We start from the raw sequence: 20393 nt of genomic DNA, 5'->3' as shown, positions 1-20393 counted from the left end.
TCCGGCTTTTTCATTCTTGTCCGTTCCGGCCATGTATGCTTTTGTCTTCGTCTTTTTCTATTTTTTCTAAGCGTATGCCTTCAGCCGAAAATACGTTTGAAGAAACCCTTTCGCCGGGGTTGTTCCTGCTCCCTCTCCGGTTCTTGTGGACTGTCCTCCAGTTTTATTTCGTCTTTGACAGCGGGCTTCCCGACTTCTCCTTCCGGGATGTCTTCTCCCTCGATGATACCGGCTGCCGCCCATTGGGAAGCAAGTGTGGTAGCATCCTTGCGGGCTGTGTCCTCGTCAATCTCATACTGGTTGCATAGCAGTTCCACGAGACTGTCTACGGTAAAGGACTCCCTGTTCTGTACTTCTTCCCACAGATAGGCAGAGCTTTCGTTCATGGAGATGATATTACTGAAGTCAATGTTCTCGTCCCCTTCGGCAACGATGATATGTTCTCCGCATACTTCACGGAGGTTGAATCCTTTTTTTACTTTCATGCTTGTAATCGTTGATTTAATGATTATCGGTTTGTGATTTGACGGGTCAGACCGGTCCGAAGCACGGAATCCAAAGTCTCCTGTAGATGCCGAGGAGGTATCGTCGGACAGGAAGAAGCCGTACCCAGAAGAAGCTGTACAGCCTCCATTTCCATCCGTCGGTACGGTCCATCCGTATCCGTCCTTTCCGGTAGAATCCGATGATGCCCCCTACAATGTCCTCCCTTTTACAATGCTCTACGCCGAGGTTGCCATCCCCCCGCAAGGTCACATCTTCGCCTTCCAGCCGGTCGATGCGGTGCAGGACATAGTGCCCTTGGGAGACTTCTGCCAGGACGGGGTCGCCCACTTTCACGGCAGACGGTTTCACCAGCAAGGCTTTGTCGCGGTCGTTCTCGAGGAAGGGACGCATGGAAAAGCCGCGAAGCCGCAGTGTAACCGTGTGTCCTTGGTTCAGTATCTTGACGACTTCGGGCAGGAAGTCGGCATTGGCAAACTGGATTTCAGATGTAGCAAGGGTTGTCTCTGCCATGGATCTCAGTCTTGTAAGTCCTGCTTCTTCGCTATGGTTCGGAAGCAGACTTCCGCCGCTTCCCGGTCGGGCAGGCAGTGCAGGGTGAATATCCTGCCGGTCTCCACGAGCTTTGTCAGTGTGTCGCAGATGGCATTGTAAATGGGGGAGTCCCATTTCATGCTGGAGCAAGAGGGCAGGAGAGAGGCAAAAGCCGATATGGCATTGAGCTTGTCAATGGAATTGCTCGTTGCCCTGTCGATGCGTGTGATGGCTCCCAGTCGTGCCTTGACGTTGCGGTAGCATGGTGTCTTCCCGCTCCAGGGACTGCCGTATATCCATGCTTCTCCATCGATGATTCTTATGATGGGATTGTCATCGTTTATCAGGTCACAGCCGGGGATATAGCGCAGCCACATACTGACCTGTGTGGATTTCCCTGTCCCGCTCTTAGCGATGAAAGCGTAGCCATAGCCGTTGTTGCGGACGAGGGAGGCGTGAATCAGCAGCACCTCCTTGTGTGCTCCGGCAAAGGCGAAGATGAGCATCAGCGCATTGTTCAGTCCGAAGATGCGCATGTTCCTGCTGCCGTTGAGCGCACAGCGGCAGTCTGTAAAGTCCTTGTTGCACTGCAGCAGACAGCAGTCGCCCCCGTGGATGTCCTTGATGATATACTGATAGCTTCCATCATCCACACGGTCGACGACGGTGTCGCCGTTTCCTGTGTCGAAGGTGCGAATGCGCTGCCGTTTCTCTTTCGGGACGGGGCGGAGTGTGTCGTCAACCGTCAGCCGGAAAAGGATATTGCCGGAAGATTTACTGATGCTGAAAGGCTTGAATGAACTCAGCAGATGCATTCCGTTGACCGTCGTGTCGTGGAAGGCTATCTGTATGTCAAAGTCGGCTATGTTGAAGTTATTTATCTCCATTTTCTACAGCCTGTGCTTTCTTTTTCGATTTCTTTCCTTTCTTCACCTTTGTCTGTACACTGCCGTATGCCGAAAGTTCGTCGGGCTCTACGGTCTTGTAGTTGAACTGGCTTTCCGTAACTCCCTTGATGACATATTTCTTTTTGCCCTTTTCATACCGGTTCCTCAGTTTCAGATATTTCTTCATAGCCGCCCTCTCACTCTCTGCGAACAGTGTGGCACAGGTCGGATAGGCTTCCAAACCGCTGTTCTGCAGATAGGAACGGAGCTGGTAGGAGTAGTCCTCACGATTGGCAAGGAAGTGTGTACGGTCGTTTACAAGATATGCGTCGACCTTCTGGATATTCGTCATGTAAATGGTAGAATCGTTGAAAGAGGCTGCAAAGCCGAACATATAGACCTTTGCAGGTTTGTATCCTTTGGCGCAGCTTCCGCCTGCCCATCCCAGCAGCAGTGCTGCAACGATGAATATCCTCTGGAGTTTCATCTTCATTATAAAAATCTTACGGTGTTAATGTTATTGTCCTAAATATGCTTTCAGCACCTTGCTGTTGGTCTGCTGGCGCAGACGTCGTATGGCCTTCTCCTTTATCTGTCTGACGCGTTCGCGGGTAAGGTTGTATTTGCTTCCGATTTCTTCCAGGGTCATTTCACGCTGGTTTATCCCGAAGTAAGCCTCCACCACTTTCTTCTCCCTGTCTTCGAGTACCTGAAGGACTCTTCCTATTTCTTCGCGCAGGCTCTCCTCCACCAGTCCCCTGTCGGTAGACGGGACGTTGTCATTCGGTATGACATCCAGCAGGCTGCTCTGGTCGTCATCGTAGAAAGGTGCATCTACCGACACGTGACGTGAGCTGACTTTTATGGCATCGGCAATCTTCTCTTCGGGAATGTCTGTGCTCTGGGCTATCTCGCCGATACTTGGCCGCCGTTCGTTTTCCTGTTCAAACTGGTTCAGTATCTTGTTGATTTTGTTGACGGAACTCACCTGATTCAGCGGCAGTCTGATGATACGGCTCTGCTCGGCGATGGCCTGCAGGATGCTCTGGCGGATCCACCAGACGGCATAGGAAATGAATTTGAAGCCGCGGGTCTCGTCGAACTTCTCGGCAGCCTTGATCAGACCGAGGTTTCCTTCGTTGATCAGGTCTGGCAGGGAGAGGCCCTGGTTCTGATACTGCTTGGCAACAGAGACAACGAATCGCAGGTTGGCTTTTGTCAGACGTTCCAAAGCCTTCCGGTCACCTTTCCGTATCCGCTGGGCAAGCTCGACTTCCTCTTCGATACTGATCATTTCTTCGTGACCGATTTCCTGTAGATACTTGTCGAGAGAGGCACTCTCCCGATTCGTAATCGATTTTGTGATTTTCAATTGTCTCATGTGCGTGGCATTATGTAAAGTGACGGCAAATTTACACAAATTCAGCGAGTTGAACAAATAAAACCGTGAAAATATTACCTTATTATAATGCGGAAAACCTCCGTCCTCATGCAGAGACATGAGGACGGAGGTTGATTGTATTGCCGGTTCTGTGTCCTTCAGGACACCGGATGCCGTGTTCAGTCGGACAGTGGAACGGCAAAGTAAGCCTTTTTGCCGGTCGGGTAAATGCCTTGGATGTAGAGTACGGGGTCCTTGCTGGTTGAGGCTTTCTTGACGAGGTTCTGCAGGTCGTCGATGCTCTTCACCATCGTGTCGTTTACGTTCTGGATGATGAAACCGCGGCTGATACCGGCCGACTTCAGCGCACCGTTGCTGACTTTCAGCACCTCAAGACCGTAGTTGATGTTCAACTGCTTCTTCAGGGCCTCCGGGACAGGACGGAACTGTCCGCCGAGTACGTCGATGTCGGCCTGTTCAATGAACTTCGTCGTACCCTGTGCATTCTTCAGCGTAATCGTCCTGGTGATTTCCTTCTTGTGGCGGAGGTAGGTGACGGAGGCCTTGTCACCCGGACGTTTGCTGTTGAGAGCCTGCTGGAGTTCGGACATACGGGTGATCTTCTGACCGTCAAACTTGGTGATGACATCGCCCTTCATCAGGCCCAAGGAAGAACCGTTGCCGTCTTCGGACACCTCGTTGACGTAGACACCTTCGTTCGTGCCGAGGTCGACGTTCTTGCCGTCCTCTTTCTGCGCATTGATGTAGTTGAGAACATCGCCGCCCTGGATGCCGAGCATGACACGCTGTACGCTGCCGTATTTCTTGATGTCGTCAACCACCTTGTTCATGATGTTTGTCGGGATGGCAAAGCCATAGCCGCTGTATGCGCCCGTCTGAGAATAGAGCATGGCGTTGATGCCGACAAGCTCGCCCTGAGTATTGACCAGTGCGCCGCCGGAGTTGCCCGGATTGATGGCGGCATCGGTCTGGATGAAGCTCTCAATGCCGTTCTGGGTGGCACCCAGTCCGCGCGACTTGGCACTCACGATACCGGCCGTGACGGTAGAGCTGAGGTTGTAGGGGTTGCCGACGGCGATGACCCATTCGCCCACTTTCAGCTTGTCGGAGTCGCCGATGGGCAGTGTCGGCAGGTCCTTGGCGTTCACTTTCAGCAGGGCAAGGTCTGTCTGCTTGTCAGTCCCCACGATGCGGGCAGAGAACTCACGGTTGTCGTTCAGCGTGACGGTCAGCTCGTCAGCCCCCTCCACAACGTGGTTGTTCGTTACGATATAGCCGTCCGGCGAGATGATGACACCGCTGCCTGTAGCCTCTCTCTTCGGAGTCTGCACTTTCTGCCGGCGTGTTCCGCCATTCCCCTGGTCGGGATTGCCGAAGAATCCGAACGGATCGAAGAATCCGCCGAACGGATCGTCCTGGACATCGACGGTCTGTGTCTTCGAGTTCTGTACGTACTTGATGTGTACCACGGCTGGAAGGGCTTTGGCCGAAGCGTAGGTCAGGTCGACCGGCTGGCCGGGTGCGACGACAGGAGCTTCAGCCGCATAAACCTTAATGAAAGCTCCTGTAGAAAAGGCGAGGGCAGTAACGCATGCTGCACCTGCCAGATACTTTGATAAATTCTTCATATTTTTTGTTCGTTAATTTCGTCCTGATGTGTCAGATTGGCATTGTCTGCTTATGTCTCTCCGACGGCTTTAGTGGGTGCAAATATAGGAGCAAAAATTGTTAAACCGCCATTTTGTCAGTTATCTTTATCCGATTTTAACACTTTGATTTTTCCCCTTAACGGCTCTTAAGTTAGAATCGTGGATAAATTTACATTCATTCAGTTTAGAGGCTTCTGTCTCTCACGGTATCCGGAATCGTATTGAGACAGGAAATGTGGAGGTTTTCACAGTCTCTGTACGATGAATGTCATGTACGTAAAAATCATGTATGGAACTTTTTGATTCACAGGTAGTTGCAGTCGTGTTTCAAAAGGTGCTCTGTTGCGCTGCAAGTAACGCCCAATTGAAGCCCGAGTAGGCCTTACTTGAATGCCAGGTGAGGCCCTTTTGAAATCCAGACTGACATGAACTGCAAAACAAAGTGATAGAACAGGCTTTCCCTGCCACCTTTCAGAGCTTTCTTTCTGCGGGGTCAGAGGATTTTTTGTGATGAGGGGTACTGGCCGTCATGCCCTTTCAGGAGGAATACGGAGAAATCAGCATGGCTGAAATAGGAGAATCTACCCAAAAGCATTTCTCTTCGCATTTAACGGCATTATCTACTGTCTTTGTCTTGCTTTTCTGCAGGATTTGTGTACCTTTGTGCCCGTTGACTTCTGAGATGGCATCAGACAGCAGGAGGGGTGTATCCCGTATGCCTGTAAGGAACCGGTCTGCAGGGCGTACAGCCCATGCTTTCCTGCATCCTGCTGCCATGGAATGCAGCCAATGGTAAACGAAGGATTGAAAAGCAATCATGAAGAAAGGACTTGTACTGGAAGGTGGTGCTATGCGCGGACTTTTCTCCGCCGGTGTGATGGATGTTCTGATGGAAAACGGCATATCTCCCGATGGTGTCATCGGTGTGTCGGCTGGTGCGGCTTTCGGCTGTAACATGAAATCGAATCAGCCGGGCCGGGTACTCAGATATAACCGGAAACTGGCACACGACTGGCGTTACGCCTCCCTGCGGTCGCTCCTGACGACGGGCGATTACTTCGGCGGCGAGTATGCTTACCATTACATGCCCCGTCATATCGACTATTTCGATGTCGATGCTTTCCGGGAGAATCCTATGGAGTTCTGGGCGGTATGCACGAATGTGGGAACAGGCAAGGCGGAATACCGTCGGCTGGCGGAGGTCGATGACAACTGTCTGGAATACATCCGTGCCTCGGCTTCCATGCCCATCGCCGCAAGGATTGTCACGGTCGAGGGGAAGAAACTGCTGGACGGCGGGATTGCCGACTCCATCCCTCTCCGTTTCTTCCAGAAGCAAGGCTATACACGTAACCTCGTTGTCCTGACGCAGCCCGAAGGCTTCGTCAAGGAACCGAACCCTCTCATGCCACTCATGCGTATATGGCTGCACCGTCACCCGCATATAGTAAGGGCATTGGAACAGCGGCACGTCATGTACAATGAAGAGCTCGAATATGTCCGTGCAGAAGAGAAGAAGCCCGGTACGCTTGTCCTCCGGCCGAAAGGAAAGCTGACAATCGGGCACATCTCACACGATCCCTCGGAGATGCAGGCCACATACGACCAGGGAAGGGAGGTGGCCTTGGAGAACTTGAAAAAGATCAAAGTGCTTTTTGCCTGACCGGAGAATGCGGGCGGAGAGGGGGATGTCGGCGGTGCGAACGCTGTCACGGAACGGAGTCCGGACGTTGTCAATCTGCAGCCATTTGCCTTCCAAACAGATAATAGCGTCTGTTATCCCGCCCCGTTCTGCTGCTTTACGCTAAATCAGTCGTTAAGTCCGTTGGCAGTATGAAATCGGCAATGGGCAGGTTTGTAATGTGGAGTTTGCAAAAACTCGTATGTTTTTCTGTTTTGTTTGCACAGGTTCTCAAATATTTTTGTATCTTTGCACACGTTTTAAGACATGTCTAACCAGAGCAAGATTGCACATTTAAATTATAGCTATATAAAAGTTTATGTATTTCACACTTTTTGTTACCGTTCTGATAACGGCCGCGTTCTTGGTAGTGGCAGCTTATGCTATCGCTAAGCTGATCGGGCCGCGTTCATACAATCCGGCAAAGGGTGAGCCTTACGAGTGTGGTATTCCGACCTATGGAACCTCTTGGTTGCCAGTGCATATCGGTTACTACCTCTTTGCTGTTCTTTTCCTGATGTTTGACGTGGAGACCGTTTTCCTCTATCCCTGGGCGGTCGTTGTAAAGACATTCGGCCCGCTGGCACTCGCTACGATCGGGTTCTTTATGCTGGTATTGGTATTTGGCCTTGCGTATGCTTGGCGGAAAGGAGCACTGGAATGGAAATAAGGAAGCCAAAAATCAAGTCTCTTCCCTACGAAGAGTGGAAGGACAATGATACGCTTGGCAAGATGGCAAGCGAACTGAACGACGGCGGTACAAACCTTGTCCTCGGCAATCTGGACCAGCTCATCAACTGGGGCCGCAGCAACTCTCTCTGGTCTCTGACCTTTGCAACGTCCTGCTGTGGCATCGAGTTCATGGCTGTCGGCTGTGCACGTTACGACTTCTCACGTTTCGGTTTTGAGGTGACACGCAACTCTCCCCGTCAGGCCGACCTGATCATGTGTGCCGGTACGATTACGAACAAGATGGCTCCGGCTTTGAAACGTCTGTACGACGAGATGGCCGAACCGAAATATGTCGTGGCTGTTGGCGGATGTGCCATATCGGGAGGTCCGTTCAAGGACAGCTATCATGTCATGCGCGGTATCGATGAAATCATCCCGGTGGATGTCTATATCCCTGGCTGTCCGCCGCGTCCGGAGGCAATCATCTACGGTATGATGCAGCTCCAGCGCAAGGTAAAGGTGGAGAAATTCTTCGGCGGTGTCAACCACAAACAGACGGCCGAGGAACGTAAACTCGGGAAGAGCAATGAAGAGCTGATTTTTGAGGAGAAACTGGGCATCAACCCTGAAGAGATAAAGGAGAAGCGTGAATCGGCATGGGAGGCTGCCAAGAAGCCGGCACCCAAACCGGTGCGTCCTGCTGCAAAGCCCGCAGCTGCCGCGAAGCCTGCAGCTCCGTCTTCTGAAACGGTTGCGACGAAGAAGGAGACGATTGTCGTCAGCCAGCCGGTAACAAAGGAAGATGTCGAGAGGCTCGGCAAGGAAATTGATCAGCTTGATGCTGCAAAGAAAGCTGCCGACGAGAATGCTACGAACAAATAATATATAAGGTACGCGAGAATGAAATTAGAAAATATAGAATTCGGTTTTGATGGCTTTGCTTCGGAAATGGCAAAGCTTAAGAATGAAAAGCATTTCGACTACCTTGTAACTGTTGTCGGCGAAGACTTTGGCGCAGAAGAAGGGCTTGGATGTATCTATATTCTTGAGAACACGGATACGCACGAACGCTGTTCCGTAAAGCAGCTTGCGAAGAGAGTAGGGGAGGAATCCGTCATTCCTTCAGTCCTCAATCTGTGGGCAGATGCCGATCTGCTTGAACGCGAGGTCTACGACTTCTATGGCATCAAGTTCCTCGGTCATCCTGATATGCGCCGTCTCTTCCTGAGAAACGACTTCAAGGGGTATCCTCTGCGTAAGGATTACGACATGGATCCTGCAAAGAATATGTACACTACGGAGGATGATGTCGAACTTGATTCTACCACGGAGTGGAATCTCAACAAGGAGGGTGAGCTTGTCGGTACACAACATCCTTTGTTTACAGATGACAATTTCGTCGTGAACATCGGTCCGCAGCACCCTTCTACCCACGGTGTGCTTCGTCTGCAGACGGTGCTGGACGGTGAGACCGTCACCAGGATCTATCCGCATCTGGGTTATATCCATCGTGGCATCGAAAAACTCTGCGAACAGTTCACTTATCCTCAGACGCTGGCACTGACCGACCGTATGAACTACCTGTCGGCCATGATGCACCGTCATGCGCTTGTCGGTGTCATTGAGGAGGGCATGGGCATAGAACTGTCCGACCGCATCCGCTATATCCGTACGATCATGGATGAGTTGCAGCGTATAGACAACCATCTCCTTTACACGGCTTGCTGCGCTCAGGACCTGGGTGCGCTTACGGCTTTCCTTTATGGAATGCGCGATCGTGAGCACGTACTGAACGTGATGGAAGAGACAACCGGCGGCCGGCTGATACAGAACTATTATAGAATAGGTGGCCTGCAGGCTGACATTGATCCGAACTTCGTTTCCAACGTCAAGGAACTCTGCAAGTATCTGCGTCCGATGGTACAGGAGTATCTGGATGTCTTCGGCGACAACGTCATTACCCATCAGCGTTTCCGTAACATCGGTGTTATGAATGAAACGGACTGCATCAGCTATGGCGTGACAGGACCTGCCGGTCGTGCCAGCGGCTGGAAGAATGATGTCCGCAAGAACCATCCATACGCTATGTATGATAAGGTGGACTTTGAACAGGTCACATTGACGCATGGCGATTCCATGGACCGTTACTATTGCCACATCCAGGAGATTTACCAGAGTCTCAATATCATTGAACAGCTGATTGACAATATCCCTGAGGGTGAGTTCTATGTCAAGCAGAAGCCGATTATCAAGGTTCCAGAGGGACAGTGGTACTTCTCTGTCGAGGGAGCCAGCGGTGAATTCGGTGCTTATCTGGATTCACGTGGGGACAAGACGGCCTACCGGCTGAAGTTCCGCCCGATGGGTCTGACGCTGGTTGGTGCGATGGACAAGATGCTGCGCGGCGAGAAGATTGCCGACCTGGTGACGACCGGTGCTGCGCTCGATTTCGTCATCCCGGATATTGACCGCTGACGAGGCTATCATTAAAGTAATCAATTAAGAATTAAAATCATACTATGTTCGATTTTAGAATAGTAACAACATGGTTCGATGAATTGCTCCGCATCACGTGTGGGCTGGGCAATTTCTGGACTGTTCTGATTGAGTGCGTCGTGGTGGGACTGGCGATTCTCCTTGCTTATGCTCTGCTTGCCATCGTACTTATCTTCATGGAGCGTAAGGTCTGTGCTTACTTCCAGTGCCGTATCGGTCCTGTCAGAGTAGGTTGGTGGGGGACCCTGCAGGTCTTTGCCGACGTGCTGAAGATGCTGATCAAGGAGATTTTTGCCGTTGATAAGGCTGACAAGCTGCTTTATTATCTTGCGCCCTTCCTGGTCATCATCGCCTCTGTCGGTACGTTCTCTTTCCTGCCTTGGAACAACGGAGCGCATATCCTGGATTTCAACGTGGGCATCTTCCTCGTGACGGCCATCAGTTCCATCGGTGTGCTGGGTATCTTCCTTGCGGGCTGGGGCAGTAACAACAAGTATTCTGTTCTTTCGGCCATGCGTGGTGCGGTACAGATGATTTCTTACGAACTGTCACTGGGACTCTGCCTTATTTCGGCAGTGATCCTGACGGGTACGATGCAGGTGTCCGGCATTGTCGAGACACAGACGGGACCGTGGCAGTGGCTGATTGTACAGGGACATATTCCCGCCATATTGGCATTCCTTGTGTTCTGCATCGCCGGTAACGCCGAGGCGAACCGTGGTCCGTTCGACCTGGCCGAGGCTGAGAGTGAGCTGACAGCCGGTTACCATACGGAGTATAGCGGCATGGGATTCGGCTTCTATTACCTGGCAGAGTACCTTAATCTGTTTGTCGTGTCAGGTATCGCCGCGACCGTGTTTTTAGGCGGCTGGGCTCCATTGAATATCGGTCTGGACAGCTTCGATGCTGTTATGAACTATATTCCGGGTATCGTCTGGTTCCTCGGCAAGACTTTCGTAGTGGTATTCCTGCTGATGTGGATCAAGTGGACTTTCCCACGTCTTCGTGTCGATCAGATTCTGAAATTGGAGTGGAAGTATCTCATGCCGCTGTCACTGGTCATCCTCGTGTTGATGACCGTATGTGTTGCATTTGGCTGGACATTCACTATTAACGGTTAAAGAGAATGGAAGATAAGAAACAATCATATTTTGGTGAGGTCGGGAGTGCGCTCAAGACGCTTGCTACGGGTATGAAGGTGACCATGAAGGAATACTTCACACCGAAGTCTACCGAGCAGTATCCTGAGAACCGCAAGACAACCCTTCATGTAGCCAAGCGTCACCGCGGCCGGCTGGTCTTCAAGCGTGACGAAGAAGGAAATTACAAGTGTACTTCCTGTACCATGTGTGAGAAGGCCTGTCCGAACGGTACTATCAAGATAGCATCGGAGATGGTTACCAATCTGGAAACAGGCAGAAAGAAGAAACAGCTCCTGGATTATCAGTACGACTTGGGCGACTGTATGTTCTGTGAGCTGTGCGTCAATGCCTGTAACTTCGATGCAATTGAGTTTACAAACGATTTCGAGAATGCTGTCTTCGACCGCTCCAAGCTGGTTCTCCATCTTGACAAGGAAGTCTACAAGGGTGGCTCTCTGCCCGAGGTCATCGACGGCGGTGCCGACTGGAAGGTCGGGACATTCAATACTAAAAAGAAATAAAGGATCAGAGATATGGCAAGATTAATTATGTTTGCGGTTCTCGCCGTTGTAATACTGGCTTCCGCCGTATTCTGCGTGTCGACGAAGCGTATCATGCGGGCTGCTACAGCATTGCTGTTTGTCCTCTTCGGCGTTGCGGGTCTCTATTTCCTGCTTGATTATACTTTTCTGGGTGCCGTCCAGATCAGCATTTATGCCGGCGGCATCACCATGATGTACATCTTTGCAATCCAGCTGGTAAGCAAGCGTACCCTGCAGGGACTCTCCGAGCGTTGGCTGGGCAAACGTACATTCCTTGCAGCTGCCATTGCCCTGGCAGGTCTGGGGACGGTAACCGTCGTTCTTCTGAAGAACGAACTCATCCGTAGTACGGTCGTGAACGGCGACGCACTGTCCAAGGAAATTTCCATGGATGTTGTCGGTCAGACGCTGATGAGTGCCGACAAATACGGTTATGTGCTCCCGTTCGAGTTCATTTCCGTATTCCTTCTGGCCTGCATTATCGGCGGTCTCGTTATTTTGAACAATAAGAAAAAGGAGGAAAGCAAATGATACCAGTAGGATATTTCTTTGTCCTTAGCGGACTGTTGTTCTTCATCGGAGTCTTCGGGTTCGTGACCCGTCGCAACCTTGTTGCAATGCTTATCTCCGTAGAGTTAATCCTCAACAGCGTGGATATCAATTTCGCAGCATTCAACCGCCTGCTCTTTCCTGATGGGTATGAGGGAATGTTCTTCACGCTCTTCTCCATCGGTGTAAGCGCGGCCGAGTCGGCTGTTGCACTCGCAATCATCATCAATGTTTACCGTCATTTCCACAGCGATCAGGTGAACAGTATTGAAAATATGAAATTATAAAGAGAAAACAAATATGTTTGATTACGCATTTTTGATACTTCTTCTCCCGTTCCTGAGTGCTATTGTGCTTGGATTGTTCGGAATGAAGATGCCTCGCAAGGTGGCCGGCATCATCGGTGCCTGCGTGGTGAGCACGCTGTTTGTTCTCAGTCTCTACACGGCTTACCGCTATTTCTTCTATACGGGCGAGTACACTGCCATGGGCGAGACTTTCAACGTGACTGACGGCCGTCTGGCAAGTGGTGTGTACCCGACTGTTACGACTTTCAACCTCACCTGGTTGAAGTTTACAGATCTGTTGACCTTTAATATTGGTTTGCGCCTTTCGCCTATCAGTGTGATGATGCTGATCGTCATTACTACTGTCAGTTTCATGGTTCACATCTATTCGTTCGGTTATATGGCTGAACGTGACGAGAACTATAAGTTTGAGGAGTATGAGCACGGTTTCCAGCGTTTCTATGCTTACCTGTCGCTCTTTACGATGTCCATGCTCGGACTCGTGGTGGCTACCAATATCTTCCAGATGTATTTGTTCTGGGAGCTGGTGGGTGTATGCTCTTATCTGCTGATCGGGTTCTATTACCCGAAGCACGCAGCAGTACATGCCAGCAAGAAGGCTTTTATCGTCACACGTTTCGCTGACCTGTTCTTCCTGATTGGTATCCTGTTCTTTAGCTTCTATGTAGGAACATTCAACTACGACCTCAATGTCAATCCCGGTCTTGTCGGCAAGCTAACGGCATTGGCTGCTAACCCGGCACTTGCCTGGGTACTGCCGACGGCACTTTTCCTGATGTTCATCGGCGGTGCCGGTAAGTCGGCCATGTTCCCGCTGCACATCTGGCTGCCGGATGCCATGGAGGGTCCGACGCCGGTGTCTGCCTTGATTCATGCGGCCACCATGGTCGTTGCCGGTGTGTTCCAGGTTGCTTCTCTACTTCCGATCTACGTACAGTTCGGTGCGCAGGAACAGCTTCACTGGATTGCGTGGATTGCAGCGTTCACAGCCTTCTATGCAGCAGCTGTAGCCTGTACACAGCGTGACATCAAGCGAGGTCTGGCCTTCTCTACGATCTCGCAGATTGCCTATATGCTTGTTGCGCTCGGTGTCTGCTTCTATGACAGCAGGAACGGTTCGTTCAACAGTGCCGAGTATCTCCATCATGGCGGCCTCGGTTATATGGCTGCCATGTTCCACCTCTTCACCCATGCCATGTTCAAGGCACTGCTCTTCCTCTGCTCTGGTGCAATCATTGTCATCATCGGCAGCAACTTCAAGGAGTATATGGGCGGACTGCACAAGTACATGCCGATTACCAACATCTGCTTCCTGATTGGCTGTCTGGCAATCGCCGGTATTCCTCCTTTTGCAGGCTTCTTTTCGAAGGATGAGATCATCTCCGCCTGCAATGCGCTGCCGGGTGTTGAAGGTCAGGCGTTGAAATGGATCATGACCATCGTGGCCGGTATGACAGCATTCTATATGTTCCGTCTTTACTATGTTATCTTCTGGGGCGAGTCTTACTATGAGCAGGACCCAGAGAACCGTCGCCGTCCACAGGAAGTTCCTTTCGTTATGTGGGGGCCGCTGGTGTTCCTCGCAGCCATCTCCGTCTGTGCAGGCTGGATTCCATTCGGTCATTTTGTAAGTGCCAACGGTTTGAACTACGACATCCACATCGACTGGAGCATTGCCACGACCAGTATCATTGCAGCCGTCATCGGCATTGCGCTTGCCACCTGGATGTATGCAGGCAAGCAGCAGCCTGTTGCTGATGCTTTGCAGCGTACATTCCCGCGTCTGCACAAGGCAGCCCTCAACAGATTCTATATCGATGATGCCTGGCAGTTCTTCACACACAAGATTGTGTTCCGTTGCTTCTCTATCCCCATTGCATGGTTCGACCGTCATGTTATTGATGGCACATTCAACTTCATGGCCTGGGGTACACAGGAGGCTGGTGAATCCATCCGCTCCTGGCAGAGTGGTGATGTCCGCCAGTATGCTGTATGGTTCATCACCGGTACAGTAGCATTAACATTAGTATTACTTTGCTTGATTTAAAAAAATGAGTTGGATATTAACTATATTTGTAATTATCCCCGTCCTGATGCTCTGCGGCCTGTGGGTTGCCAAGAACGATAATCAGGTACGCGGCGTGATGGTAGCCGGCTCTACGGCACTTCTGGTAGGTGCAATCTGGCTGACTGTCTATTTCGTTCAGCAGCGCAACGCAGGTAATCATGATGCGATGCTGTTGGCGAATTCCGTAATGTGGTTCAAACCGTTGAACATCGCCTTCTCGGTAGGTGTGGACGGTATTTCCGTCGTGATGATTCTGCTTTCTGCCGTCATCGTCTTCACGGGTACTTTTGCCAGCTGGCAGCTCGAACCGATGAAGAAAGAATATTTCCTCTGGTTCGTGCTTCTGGCTTCAGGTGTCTTTGGCTTCTTCATTTCTACGGATATGTTCACGATGTTCATGTTCTACGAGGTGGCACTTATTCCGATGTACCTCCTCATCGGTGTATGGGGTACAGGACCGAAGGAGTATTCTGCCATGAAGCTTACCCTGATGCTGATGGGCGGATCAGCCCTTTTGATACTCGGTATTCTCGGCATCTACTATTTCAGCGGTGCCACCACAATGGATGTCACTGAGCTGGCACGTATGCATGCCATGCCCAAGAACGCACAGAACATCTTCTTTCCCTTTGTATTCATCGGCTTCGGTGTGCTCGGCGCACTGTTCCCGTTCCACACATGGTCTCCCGACGGTCATGCTTCTGCCCCGACGGCAGTCTCCATGCTCCATGCGGGCGTACTGATGAAGCTCGGCGGCTATGGCTGTCTGCGTATTGCGATGTTCCTGATGCCGGATGCTTTGCAGACATGGGCACCGGTATTCCTCGTGCTGACGACTATCTCCGTCGTCTATGGTGCCCTGTCAGCCTGTGTACAGACTGACCTGAAATACATCAATGCCTACTCTTCAGTGTCCCATTGCGGCATGGTGCTCTTCGCATTGTTGATGATGACTCAGACCGCTATCACGGGAGCCATCCTGCAGATGCTTTCTCACGGTCTGATGACTGCCTTGTTCTTCGCCTGCATCGGTATGATCTACCACCGTGCAGGGACACGTGATGTCCGTTACCTCGGCGGCCTGATGAAAGTCATCCCATTCCTCGCCGTATCATACGTTGTTGCCGGCCTTGCCAACCTCGGTCTGCCGGGCTTCTCCGGTTTCGTTGCCGAGATGACCATCTTCGTAGGTTCGTTCGAGAATGCCGGTATGTTCCATCGTGTGGCAACCATCATTTCCTGTACGGCCATCGTCATCACGGCAGTTTACATCCTCCGTGTTGTCGGAAAGATTCTCTTCCAGGCGATACCTAACAAGAAGTTCTATGAGCTGCACGATGCCACATGGGACGAACGCTTTGCGGTCGGTGCATTGATATTCTGTGTTGCCGGGCTGGGGCTTTGCCCGCTCTTCTTCGAGAACATGATCATCGATGCCGTTCATCCTATCTTCGACCATATCATCGCATATGTACCAACACTGGGTAATCTTTAACAAACTGGCGAAATGAATTATAGTGATTTCTTTAAGATGATTCCGGAGGCAAGTCTCGTTGCTGTCCTGATTGTTTTGTTCGTTGCCGACTTCGCAACGGCAAAGACTGAAGAGCGCAGGTGGTTCAATCCGCTGGCTTCTGTGCTCCTTCTGCTCAACACGTTCGTATGCCTGCTTCCGATGGAGGCACAGACGGCATTCGGCGGTATGTACGTTACGTCTTCCGCTGTCAATGTCATGAAGGCCATTCTTTCCATGGGTACTTTCATCGTTGTCCTGCAGAGCCGTGTATGGGTAGCGAAGAGCGGGAAGGAAGCAGAGTTCTATATGCTCATTGTCTCGACGCTTCTGGGTATGTTCGCCATGATGAGTGCCGGAAACTTCCTGATGTTCTTCCTCGGACTCGAGATGGCTTCCGTACCTTTGGCATGTGCCGTAGCCTTCGATATGTACCGTAAGGACTCTGCCGAGGCTGCTGCCAAGTTCATCCTGACGGCCACCTTTTCAAGTGGCGTGATGATTTATGGCATCAGCTTTCTGTACGGTGAGTTCGGTACACTCTACTTTGCAGACGTTGCTGCAAAGATGCAGGCAACTCCGCTGACTATCATGGGACTTGTCTTCTTCTTCAGCGGTCTCGGCTTCAAGATCTCCCTCGTGCCGTTCCACTTCTGGACGGCTGATACCTATCAGGGTGCGCCGACAACTGTTACCGGCTATCTGAGCGTCATTTCCAAGGGAGCTGCAGCCTTTACGCTGCTGAGTATTCTCTTCCATGTCTTCGGCGGTATCATGGTCTACTGGCACGTGCTGCTGATGATCGTCGTGGTGCTTTCCATCACCATTGCAAACCTCTTTGCAGTACGGCAGGGTGAATTGAAACGCTTCATGGCATTCAGCTCCATTTCACAGGCGGGCTACATCATGCTGGCTGCCATCGGCAACGACTGGGAGAACTCGGTTACTGCCTTGAGTTACTATGTCTTGATTTACGTGGTTGCCAACATGGCAGTCTTCACGATTATCAGTGTCGTAGAGCAGAACAATGGCGGCAAGACCAATATCAGCGACTATAACGGCTTCTACCGGACCAACCCTCGCTTGAGCTTCCTGATGACCCTGGCCATGTTCTCGCTCGGTGGCATCCCTCCGTTTGCAGGAATGTTCTCCAAGTTCTTCGTGTTCATGTCGGGTGTCAACGGCGCCGACATCAACACGACGATGGGCGCATGGGCATACGCCGTTGTCTTCATTGCGCTGGTCAATACGGTCGTTTCACTCTACTACTATCTCAAGATAGTCAAGGCGATGTACATTGTCCGCACCGACAATCCGTTGCCGGCCTTCAGGAGTGACTGCAACACAAAGTTCGCTTTGGCCGTCTGTATGGCAGGCATCCTCCTCTTCGGTGTATGCAGTTTCGTATATGAGTGGATTGCAACCGCAGCTTAGTGTCCGCATCCTTTTATTTTTGCAATATCATAACGTCCAGAGTCTCATCGGATTCCTGGGCGTTTTCTTTTCTGCCTAAAAAACTATCCAAAATGTGATGGGCAGGTGGTACAAGTTGGAAGAATTGGTTGTAGCAGTTGCTGGTAATAGCCTAACTGTTAAGTTGGATTAACATCGATGAGGAAATAGGGATTTGTTATGAAATGATGTTAAATCTGACCGTGATCGTTAGCGGTGTAATGACTTTGTTTTATCTTTGCATCGTCAAACGGAAGTTGGAAAGATTACTATATAGAAATGTTTGCAGCAGTCAGGGCGTTGATGCTCTGCAACTGGCCGTGGGTTCGGTATAGGAACAGTTCTGTTTGATATTTAGATGATAAGAAAACAATATTAGAATTAAATAAAGAAAAGAATTATGGCAACAGTTTACGATTTCAATCTGAAAGACAAGAAAGGCAACGAGGTAAGTCTCGGAACATACAAGGGGAAGGTGCTGCTCATCGTCAATACGGCAACCGGCTGCGGCTTCACTCCGCAGTATGAAGACCTGGAGGCTATGTACCACAGCCTGAAGGACAAGGGGCTGGAAATCCTTGACATTCCCTGCGATCAGTTCGGCCATCAGGCTCCCGGTACGGATGAAGAAATCCGTGAGTTCTGCACGATGAAGTTCGGAGCAGACTTCCCGCAGTTCAAGAAGAGCAATGTGAACGGTGCCGACGAACTCCCGCTCTATGCGTGGTTGAAGAGCCAGAAGGGATATGCCGGCGGTGCTTATGAGGCTAAACTGGCGGCCGTGATGGAGGACCTGTACAACAAGGCGAACACGGAACTCCGCAAGCAGAACGACATCCAGTGGAACTTCACTAAGTTTCTCGTCAACCGCAACGGCGAGGTGGTAGCCCGCTTCGAGCCGACAGTCGACCTCAAGGAAGTGCGGAAGGCTGTTGAGGCTGAACTCTGAACATATACGTCCTTACAGACGGCCTCTGTGCCGTCCCTGTAAGGATTTGAGAATAATAAGGTAACAACCTTCCGTCAGCCTCCTTTGAATTTCTGATGGCAGTAGACATCGCTTCGTTCCGCAAGGACGTATATAGCATTGTGGCATCTATCCCTCGTGGGAGGGTACTTAGCTACGGTCAGGTGGCCTGGCTTACGGGTCATCCCACTCATTGCCGTCTGGTTGGAAGCGTGCTGCATGGGGCGGCGGAGAGCGACGGACTGCCCTGTCACAGGGTCGTCAACAGCGCCGGACGCACGGTTCCCGGCTGGCAGGAGCAACGCCGGCTGTTGGAAGCGGAGGGCATCACCTTCCGTCCGAACGGATGTGTCGACATGAAGAAATGGCAATGGAAACTTGAATAAGTGTCCATTGCCATTTTACAGTATATGACAGTGACAGGATTGGACAGGCCTTTCCTGCAGATGTGCCGATGCCTGTCACCTATCGTGTTGGCGGTAAACACCAGTGGTGTTGACGGTCAAATCATGTCGCTTGAGTTTTGTCGGACTGCATTACGGAGGAGCTGTTTGCAGACAGAGGCGGGGGTGTCTGTCCCTGCTTTGACTGTCCTATGAACTTTTGGCACAGCCCCATCCTCTTCACCGTTTGTAATCTTCCCGGTATTTATCCGTCTCAATATAAATGTAAATGTTGTAGGCCGGGAAAGCCGCACGTATATGCCGTTCGATGTCATTGATCAGTTCCGGGGTCCAGGCTTTGTACTCGTCCTTCACGTCAATCTTTGTCGTGACGAGGATGTCCGTAGGACTGAGATGGATGGTCTTGATGTTGATGAGCCGGCTGATTTCCGGTCGGTTGAACGAGGTCTTGATGCGTGTCAGATCTTTCTCTGTAACGCTCTCGCCGATGAGCAGACTGTAGAATTCACGTGCGAGGAAGAGGGCTGCGGTGCAGAGCAGTACGCCGATCAGCACACCCGACAGTGCATCGTAGAACGGATTGCCTGTGAAATGGCTCAGGAGCGTGCCGGCCAGAGCTATCAGCAGACCAACGACGGCGCAGCTGTCTTCGGCAAAGATGATGAGAATTTCGCTGTGACGGCTCTCCCGCAGAAACCGGTAGAGCGGCAGTCGGTCTCTGTTCAGCTCCTTTATTTCTTTGAAAGCGACGTGCAGGCTGGCACTTTCCACCATCAGTCCGAGGAGGAGAATCGCCATGACCAGCCATGTGTTCTCCACGCTGTGTTCCGGGTGGAACAGTTTCTGTGCCGCTTCCATGATGCCCAGCGCACCGCCGGCAAAGAAGAGCATCATGGCTACGACCATGCTGTAGAAGTACTTGGCACGTGCCTGTCCGAACGGATGCCGTTCGCTAATTTTCGCTTCTGCCTGCCGATTGCCCACCAGCAGGAGTATCTCATTGCCGCAGTCCACGATGCTGTGGATCGATTCGTTCAGCATGGCGGCCGACCCCGAGACCGCAAATCCCACGAACTTCGATATGGCCACCAGTACGTTGGCTCCCAAGGCGGCAATGACACTCATCATGCCGCCCTTGTCTTTCTTCTTCTCTTTCTCCATATATTGTCTGTTTATTTCCCGGCTGCTCTTTTGATTTCTTTCAGCATCTCTATCTTCTCCTCATAGACCGGCTGCCACTTGTCGACTATTGCATGAAGATTTCTGCAGTGCCTCTCCTGCTCACGGTACTCATCCGTGTCCGTCTGGTGGTTCTGTTCCATTGCCAGCATGTGCTCCATCGTCAATACCAGCTGCTGCTGGGCGTTGCGTAACTGTTCGCCTAGCTTCTCGAGGTTTTCCATGAAAACCAGCGCACGGTTGATATGGTCTTCTTTTTCCATTGTTTTCACTGTTGGTAGATATGAAATGATGGCTGCAAAGTTACTGAAAAAGTTGCGACGGTGAAAGGTTTCCCCTTAAATGTCTGCCTGATAATTTATGTGTCGTATGCTGTATCGTTGCGGTTTTTTTTCGTAATTTTGCAGCACAATAGAATAAAAAGAGTAAAAGAGGTATTGAAGG

The 20393-nt window shown here is 51.1% G+C and carries 21 protein-coding genes; 13 read left to right on the top strand and 8 right to left on the bottom strand.

Translation table 11 applies throughout. The annotated features are described in order from the left end of the window. Nucleotides 1-80: 80 nt before the first annotated feature. The 6 genes from DYH27_RS05205 to DYH27_RS05180 all read right to left on the bottom strand — a co-directional run bounded on the left by DYH27_RS05205 (nt 81) and on the right by DYH27_RS05180 (nt 4955). A complete protein-coding gene (locus DYH27_RS05205; protein WP_004353533.1) occupies nt 81-485 on the bottom strand; it encodes a PqqD family protein in 405 nt (134 codons plus the stop codon). Between the two features lie 46 nt (nt 486-531). Next, nucleotides 532-1017: a S24/S26 family peptidase gene (locus DYH27_RS05200; protein WP_025067385.1), complete on the bottom strand. Its 486-nt coding sequence runs from the start codon at nt 1015-1017 to the stop codon at nt 532-534. Nucleotides 1018-1022: 5 nt separating this feature from the next. After that, the gene (locus DYH27_RS05195) at nt 1023-1925 is read right to left on the bottom strand and encodes a hypothetical protein (RefSeq protein WP_025067386.1); all 903 of its coding nucleotides are present in this window, start codon (nt 1923-1925) and stop codon (nt 1023-1025) included. After that, entirely contained in the window at nt 1912-2418 is a 507-nt protein-coding gene (locus tag DYH27_RS05190) for a hypothetical protein (RefSeq protein ID WP_004353535.1), read from the bottom strand. Before DYH27_RS05190 ends, DYH27_RS05195 begins: the two co-directional genes overlap by 14 nt. 24 nt (nt 2419-2442) lie before the next feature. Further along, on the bottom strand, nt 2443-3306 hold the full coding sequence (locus DYH27_RS05185; RefSeq protein WP_025067388.1) for a sigma-70 family RNA polymerase sigma factor: 864 nt from the start codon (nt 3304-3306) through the stop codon (nt 2443-2445). A gap of 179 nt (nt 3307-3485) precedes the next feature. After that, a complete protein-coding gene (locus DYH27_RS05180) occupies nt 3486-4955 on the bottom strand; it encodes a trypsin-like peptidase domain-containing protein (RefSeq protein ID WP_004353547.1) in 1470 nt (489 codons plus the stop codon). 838 nt (nt 4956-5793) lie between these two features. On the opposite strand from DYH27_RS05180, the gene DYH27_RS05170 reads away from it, so the two are divergent. The 13 genes from DYH27_RS05170 to DYH27_RS05110 all read left to right on the top strand — a co-directional run bounded on the left by DYH27_RS05170 (nt 5794) and on the right by DYH27_RS05110 (nt 18752). Then, nucleotides 5794-6639, top strand: a complete 846-nt coding sequence (locus DYH27_RS05170) for a patatin-like phospholipase family protein (protein WP_004353532.1) — start codon at nt 5794-5796, stop codon at nt 6637-6639. A 337-nt stretch (nt 6640-6976) separates the two neighbouring features. Further along, nucleotides 6977-7327 carry an NADH-quinone oxidoreductase subunit A gene (locus DYH27_RS05165; protein ID WP_004353518.1) on the top strand — a complete coding sequence of 117 codons (351 nt, stop codon included), beginning with the start codon at nt 6977-6979 and terminating at the stop codon, nt 7325-7327. Then, nucleotides 7318-8211 carry an NADH-quinone oxidoreductase subunit B gene (locus DYH27_RS05160; protein WP_025067390.1) on the top strand — a complete coding sequence of 298 codons (894 nt, stop codon included), beginning with the start codon at nt 7318-7320 and terminating at the stop codon, nt 8209-8211. The genes DYH27_RS05165 and DYH27_RS05160 overlap by 10 nt, the downstream gene beginning before the upstream one ends. Nucleotides 8212-8229: 18 nt before the next feature. Beyond that, the gene (locus tag DYH27_RS05155; RefSeq protein WP_004353542.1) at nt 8230-9804 is read left to right on the top strand and encodes an NADH-quinone oxidoreductase subunit D-related protein; all 1575 of its coding nucleotides are present in this window, start codon (nt 8230-8232) and stop codon (nt 9802-9804) included. Nucleotides 9805-9848: 44 nt separating this feature from the next. Then, complete coding sequence (gene nuoH, locus DYH27_RS05150; RefSeq protein WP_004353515.1) at nt 9849-10946, top strand: NADH-quinone oxidoreductase subunit NuoH; 1098 nt, start codon at nt 9849-9851, stop codon at nt 10944-10946. A 5-nt stretch (nt 10947-10951) separates the two neighbouring features. Next, nucleotides 10952-11488, top strand: a complete 537-nt coding sequence (locus DYH27_RS05145; protein ID WP_025067391.1) for a 4Fe-4S dicluster domain-containing protein — start codon at nt 10952-10954, stop codon at nt 11486-11488. 12 nt (nt 11489-11500) lie between these two features. Further along, entirely contained in the window at nt 11501-12040 is a 540-nt protein-coding gene (locus DYH27_RS05140) for an NADH-quinone oxidoreductase subunit J family protein (RefSeq protein WP_004353527.1), read from the top strand. After that, on the top strand, nt 12037-12345 hold the full coding sequence (nuoK, locus tag DYH27_RS05135; RefSeq protein ID WP_004353540.1) for an NADH-quinone oxidoreductase subunit NuoK: 309 nt from the start codon (nt 12037-12039) through the stop codon (nt 12343-12345). The genes DYH27_RS05140 and nuoK overlap by 4 nt, the downstream gene beginning before the upstream one ends. A 13-nt stretch (nt 12346-12358) precedes the next feature. Next, nucleotides 12359-14413 (top strand): NADH-quinone oxidoreductase subunit 5 family protein, encoded by a 2055-nt coding sequence (locus DYH27_RS05130; RefSeq protein ID WP_029216397.1) that lies wholly within the window; start codon nt 12359-12361, stop codon nt 14411-14413. 4 nt (nt 14414-14417) lie between these two features. Continuing rightward, nucleotides 14418-15929: a complex I subunit 4 family protein gene (locus DYH27_RS05125; protein WP_025067392.1), complete on the top strand. Its 1512-nt coding sequence runs from the start codon at nt 14418-14420 to the stop codon at nt 15927-15929. A gap of 12 nt (nt 15930-15941) precedes the next feature. Next, nucleotides 15942-17381 (top strand): NADH-quinone oxidoreductase subunit N, encoded by a 1440-nt coding sequence (locus tag DYH27_RS05120; RefSeq protein WP_025067393.1) that lies wholly within the window; start codon nt 15942-15944, stop codon nt 17379-17381. Between the two features lie 418 nt (nt 17382-17799). Beyond that, nucleotides 17800-18348: a glutathione peroxidase gene (locus DYH27_RS05115; protein WP_025067394.1), complete on the top strand. Its 549-nt coding sequence runs from the start codon at nt 17800-17802 to the stop codon at nt 18346-18348. A 95-nt stretch (nt 18349-18443) separates the two neighbouring features. Then, nucleotides 18444-18752 carry an MGMT family protein gene (locus DYH27_RS05110; protein WP_004353523.1) on the top strand — a complete coding sequence of 103 codons (309 nt, stop codon included), beginning with the start codon at nt 18444-18446 and terminating at the stop codon, nt 18750-18752. 237 nt (nt 18753-18989) lie between these two features. On the opposite strand, the gene DYH27_RS05105 is transcribed toward DYH27_RS05110, so the two are convergent. Next, nucleotides 18990-19931, bottom strand: a complete 942-nt coding sequence (locus DYH27_RS05105; protein ID WP_025067395.1) for a cation diffusion facilitator family transporter — start codon at nt 19929-19931, stop codon at nt 18990-18992. 11 nt (nt 19932-19942) lie between these two features. Next, nucleotides 19943-20212, bottom strand: coding sequence for a hypothetical protein (locus DYH27_RS05100; RefSeq protein WP_025067396.1), 270 nt, complete (start codon nt 20210-20212; stop codon nt 19943-19945). Nucleotides 20213-20393: the final 181 nt, after the last annotated feature.

The sequence above is a fragment of the Prevotella denticola genome (assembly GCF_900454835.1).
Classification (GTDB): Bacteria; Bacteroidota; Bacteroidia; order Bacteroidales; family Bacteroidaceae; genus Prevotella; species Prevotella denticola.
Note: the sequence above shows the minus strand (reverse complement) of the source record. Positions and strands in the feature narration are given on the sequence as shown.